Source organism: Cupriavidus sp. UYPR2.512 (assembly GCF_000379565.1).
GTDB lineage: Bacteria > Pseudomonadota > Gammaproteobacteria > Burkholderiales > Burkholderiaceae > Cupriavidus.
Genome location: NZ_KB902930.1, coordinates 1 through 5510 on the forward strand (window position 1 = coordinate 1; position 5510 = coordinate 5510).

Here is a 5510-nt window from a genome sequence, read left to right on the forward strand (position 1 = left end):
GGTCCTTTAGCCCTTGTCTAATTGTTTTCGGGTCCATTTCAAACAGTTTCGCAATATATTCGAAACCGCCATGGCCCAGCTTGTCCGCCTCCACAGCCGCATACCGCCGTCGGTCCTTCTCCGACAAGCGCGCGTACAGCCGCTTCATCCGCGTTTCAACCTCAGCCCGGTAACCAGCCTGCATCGTTTGTCCTCCAGAGGCATCACATCTTACCCGCGTCGCTTTGCGCACGCCAGGTCCACTTCGGGAAGTTATTTCTCACTCGTTCCTTAGGTCTTGCACCCATCATCCGGTCCCACGATCTAACTCGGGCAACATTCGCCGAGTTGAGCACCATCATTGTCGAATGGGGAGTTGGTCGCGAAAGGATTCCTCGATATGCGCCACCACGGACGGCGTGGCGGTCTCTCGCAGCATTTCTAAGAACGCTTCAAAAGCTTGTTCGACGGAACCCGGGTCCGTGGCCTCGATAAGACGTGTCCGGATTGGATGCTCCGCCGTGCCCAATGTGCGCACCATGACATCCATTAGATACATCCGAGCTGCGGCAAGTGAGCGCTTTCGGAATCGCGAATTCTGCTTCGCGCCAGAAGGCAGAGATCCTGCAGATGGCTGAACATCGCTGACATGGCCAAGCTCGCCAACATGCTGGATAAAACCCTCTTGCTGTAGCGCAAAGACGGCGTCCGACTCAAGGCCAAGCTGGAGAGCGCGCGCCAACAGGTCCCCCACGCTGGTTCGTCCGTCCACCGTGATGAGAAGCGCCCGCGTGCGACGGTCCAGCGTTCCTATTCGTGAGGTTATTTCCTGCCGACCGGCAACTGTTTTCTCGAACCGCCCAACCAGACCCTTCATCGCGCCCTCCCTACGGCTGGCGGAAAAGTAAGACAGAAAGGTTACAAAAGCATGAATGTCCAGCCCGAAACTGCGTGGAGATCAGCTCGATGGCCGCCGTGCAACTTACTCACAAAGTCTGTGGATAACCTCAGGCTAGCGGCCGGCCTAACCACCGGCGTGGCGGTTCGCGCTGGCTTGCCCAGAAAATAGGCGAGCTCGAGTTGGTCAATCAGCAACGCTACAAAAAGGAGAGCGTGCGCCTACCGGTACGGCTCTGTCATAAATCTGTCACCCACAGAGGGAAGTACCAGCAGCGCCCCAGTGCCAGCCTAGGTTGGCACTATTGCAGTCCGGTGTCGACCTGGATCTACGCCGAGACTCTATTGGCTGGTTCGACGCTTGACAAACCACTGCTCATAGAAGGTGGCGGAACCAGGTGGCGATTGATCCGGATCAACCGTGCGGACATGCGAGTACCTACCCTTGAACGATGTCGGCACCGCCCACCGCGCGTGGCGTACGTGCACGGCCCGCAGACGTGCGCACGCGTGGTTCCGCGCCGACCATACTTTGGGAAACCTCATGCAAAATCGCTCCACCGCGCTGCAAACGGATCGCCCTCGATCTCACGAAGAACATAACGGTACCCGGGATCGCATCGATCTGGGGCATGTCCCCCCCGGCCTGACCACCGCGCAGGCTCGTGCGCGGCTGGCCGAGGTGGGCCGCAATGTGCTGCCTCAGGTGGCCCCGAGGTCGGTTGTCGGGGTGTTTCTGCGCCAGTTCCTCAGTCCGCTGATTTACATCCTGCTGGCCGCAGCAGCGGCATCGCTCGCGTTGGGTGACCTGAAGGATGCACTGTTCATTGGGGCGGTACTGCTGATTAATGGCGTCATCGGCACCGCACAGGAGCATACAGCCGACAAAGCGACCGTCGCGCTGCGCAAGATGGAGCAGCCGCTTGCTACAGTGATCCGGGACGGCGTGCAGCGGGAGATCGACGCAAGTACCTTGGTGCCGGGTGACCTGGTGATGCTGGAAGCCGGCAGCCGAGTGCCGGCCGACCTGGAACTGACCTACGGGATTGACCTGCAGTGCGATGAATCGCTGCTGACCGGCGAATCGCTGCCGGTGCGCAAGCGCTCAGCATGTGACGCCAGCAACGCCCCAGCGAGCGCCCGCCAGTGCCTGACCTTCGCCGGCACGGTAGTGCTCCGCGGCAGGGGCCACGGCATCGTGGTGGCGACTGGCGCTGCCACGCAAATTGGCCGGATTGCGCGGGAACTGGGCCGCGAATCCATCTCGCAGCCACCTTTGATGCTCAGGCTCCAGCGGTTTTCCCGACTGATCGCGGTGGCGGTCGGCGTGGTTGTGGCGTTGCTGGTGCTGGTGGGTATGCTGCGCGGCATGGCATTGCGCGAACTGTTCATGATGTCGGTCGGACTGGCGGTGAGCGCGATCCCCGAAGGACTCCCCGTCGCCATTTCGGTGGCGCTGGCGATCAGCATGCGGCGGATGGCAAAGGCTCACGTGATCGTGCGCAAAATGCCAGCGGTGGAGTCGCTTGGCTCCTGCACCATGATCGCCACCGACAAGACCGGCACCCTGACCATGAACGAGCTTGTCGTCACCGATATCCGGCTTCCCGACGGCACGGCGTTCTCCTGCGACGTCGGACGCGATCTGGACGCCTGCACGATCCGCGCCGCCGGCACCACGGAGCAGGACGCGAGAACGCGGGTAGCGGCCCTGCTGAGGGCCGCGGCGCTGCCAAACGAGGCCCAACTCTCCAGGGAGCGCGATGGTTGGACTGGCACCGGGGACAGCGTAGATGTGGCGCTACTGGCCGCGGCGCACAAGGGAGGCACCGTCGCCCATGAGATCCGACAGCGGTATCCCTTGGTGGCCCGTATCCCATATGAGCCAGACCTGCGGTATGCGGCCTCATTCCACCGGCACGAAGAGAGGATCCGCGTGTTCGTCAAGGGCACGCCCGAGACGCTGATCGCCATGTGCGATAAGGCGGATGTTCGGGCCCATGCCGTGCCGATCCGGCGCGAGGCCCTGCTTCGGGAAAAGACCGCGTTGGCCGCGCAAGGACTACGCGTCCTGGCGTTCGCTGAAGGCACGATTGATGCGGAGCCGCTGGGGTCCTACGGAAACGCTCACCTGGTCAACCTGACCTTTCTGGGAATGGCCGGCATGAAGGATCCGGTTCGCCCAGAGGTCCCCGAGGCTATCCGACGCTGCTACAGCGCCGGCATCGACGTGGCAATGGTGACTGGCGACGATCCGTTGACGGCCAGCGCAATTGGCGCGCAGGCGGGGCTGCGCTTTACCGCGGACCAGATCGTGACGGGCGAGCAGGTACGCCAGGCCGAGAGCGAGGGGCCGCACGGACTCGACAAACTGACCCACCGAGCGCGCCTCTACGCCCGCGTCAGTCCGGAGCAAAAGCTGTCCATCGTCCTGTCGCTGGCAAGAACCGGGCATTTCGTGGCCGTCACTGGCGACGGCGTCAACGACGCTCCTGCGCTCAAGCACGCACACGTCGGTGTCGCCATGGGCCGAAAGGGAACTGAAGTGGCGAAGGAAAGCGCGGACATTGTCCTCACCGATGACAACTTTGCGTCCATCGTCAACGGCATCCATGAAGGCAGGGTGGCGTACGCGAACATTCGCAAAGTCATCTTCATGGTGGTTTCCACGGGCGTGGCCGAAATGGTTCTGTTTCTGCTGGCGATTCCCCTGGGCCTGCCCATGCCATTGCTGCCGGTGCAGCTGCTGTGGCTCAACCTCGTGACCAATGGCATTCAGGACGTGGCTCTGGCTACCGAACACGCGGAAGGCGATGAACTGTCGTATCCGGCGCGCAAGCCCCGGGAACCGATCTTTGACCGCCTTATGATCCGCCGCATCTGCTATTCGAGTCTTGTCATGGGCGCGGGCGAATTCGCAACTTTCTACTGGCTGCTTGACCACGGCTATCACATAGACGTGGCACGCAACCAATTGCTGCTGCTGTTTGTGCTGTTTGAGAATTTGCAGACCCTTAACAGCCGTTCGGAGTGCCACTCCGTATTCCGGCAGGGGGTCTTCGCCAATCCGATGCTGGTGGTCAGCGTACTGGCTGCCCAGTCATTCCATATCGCTGCGATGTACATACCCGGGCTAAGCGATACGCTGCGCCTCACACCTGTTTCGGCTACGACGTGGGCCGGCCTGTTGTCGCTCGCGCTGACGTTAACGCTTGCGGTCGAACTGGACAAATGGCGGAGCCGGCGGGGCAAGCTGTACCGCAGAGACCGGTGCTCGCCCACTCAAGATTCCATCGCCCCGCCCGGCGGTTGACTCATGTCAACCTCAATCCATGGATCGCCGTCTACGCTGAGTACAGCGAATCTTAATAAGGGACCTTGGGTCAATCCCCTCAGGCGACATCTCAACACACACAACACACACTGAAAACCGACGACCGTACGAACATCCGAGATGCCGTATCGATCAGTGAACGCCCTGCCACGGCAGAGGATCGCGCGATCCCCGGGCACTGGGAAGGTGATTTGCTGTTCGGCAACGCCAACAGCCAGATTGCAACACTCGTCGAACGTCAGACCCGGTTCGTGATGCTGGTGAAGATTGCCAGCAAGGACTCCGAGGCTGTAGTCAACGCCCTGATCAAGCACGCTGGCAAGCTGCCGCAGGAACTGTACAAATCGCTGACTTGGGGTCGTGGCACGGAGATGGCTGGTCACAAGCGCTTCACTGTCGCGACCGACATCAAGGTCTACTTCTGCGGTGTGTCACGAACACAAGTGAAAGCTTGTGATGCTGTATCGAAGATGGGAGAAGGCCTCCCGAAGTCGGCTTGCAGGAGCAGGCTTCAAACCGCCCGGTGCTGCTTAGTTCAAAAGGCGTGGTGGTGAGCGACCGTGGAAAAGGCGTCCGGTTTAGGACGTCAGGTACGTATTGAGAAGATGAGCGAAAGCGAACCGTCCGATGACGCATCGTTATAGACCCAAGGTACTGTCAAAACTGGAGTCGCACAGAAGCTCCAGGATCAGTCGGGACGACACCTGTTTACGGACCCGTCGACAGTCGGTGTATAGGCGGCATGAGCTCAATATAGGCTTTGGTATGGAACGTGAGAACCTTGCTCCGGATGCAAAGGGAAATGACAAATGGCAGACACCATGAGGAAGAATACCGATGCCGGAGTGAGGGACGGAGCTGTCCGTAGTAGCGATGAAGCCCTTGTAATGAGGGTGGAGCGAAGGGGCAGCGTTATCCCGTTGACGAACGTCACCAACCTTTAGTATGGGGATGAGTGACATGACATCAACAAAACCTTATTGCATAGCGAAGCGGGTCGTGTGGAGGGCGTACCAGCTGGTGAAGGCCAACCGTGGTGCTGCCGGCGTGGATGATGAAACCATGCTTATCCGGTTGTCTCCCAAGCCCTCTACCGATAGTATGTTGGTCATCTGTGCCACCCCGGGGCAACCATGGTTATTGACGTGCTTGACCGAGGCGATCTGCCGTTTCCGGGCTCGCTGCCGGAGTTTCAGCGGATGTTTCCAGACGAAGCGGCATGCATGGCCTACCTTGAGCGCGCTCGATGGAGCGATGGGTTCATTTGTGACCACTGTGGCTTGGTGAGCCGTACCGCTTT

General features: G+C 60.3%; 3 protein-coding genes and 2 pseudogenes. 3 read left to right on the forward strand and 2 right to left on the reverse strand.

Annotated features, from left to right (window positions below):
• A pseudogene (locus A3A5_RS44665) lies at positions 1-184 on the reverse strand (hypothetical protein); the annotation flags it as partial.
• A gap of 153 nt (positions 185-337) precedes the next feature.
• Positions 338-856: a hypothetical protein gene (locus tag A3A5_RS0111610; protein WP_018310740.1), complete on the reverse strand. Its 519-nt coding sequence runs from the start codon at positions 854-856 to the stop codon at positions 338-340.
• 564 nt (positions 857-1420) lie between these two features.
• On the opposite strand from A3A5_RS0111610, the gene A3A5_RS0111615 reads away from it, so the two are divergent.
• From A3A5_RS0111615 to A3A5_RS41285, 3 genes and pseudogenes are all read left to right on the forward strand, one after another.
• A complete protein-coding gene (locus A3A5_RS0111615; RefSeq protein WP_018310741.1) occupies positions 1421-4189 on the forward strand; it encodes an HAD-IC family P-type ATPase in 2769 nt (922 codons plus the stop codon).
• Between the two features lie 65 nt (positions 4190-4254).
• A pseudogene (locus A3A5_RS38315) lies at positions 4255-4635 on the forward strand (IS30 family transposase); the annotation flags it as partial.
• A 708-nt stretch (positions 4636-5343) separates the two neighbouring features.
• Positions 5344-5510: transposase (locus tag A3A5_RS41285; RefSeq protein ID WP_369797770.1), on the forward strand; the 167-nt coding region annotated here is incomplete at its 3' end.

Excerpts from the sequence above, each read along its gene's own strand:
- A3A5_RS0111610 (WP_018310740.1), bottom strand. The coding sequence starts at position 856 with ATGAAGGGTCTGGTTGGGCGGTTCGAGAAAACAGTTGCCGGTCGGCAG.
- A3A5_RS0111615 (WP_018310741.1), top strand. The coding sequence starts at position 1,421 with ATGCAAAATCGCTCCACCGCGCTGCAAACGGATCGCCCTCGATCTCAC.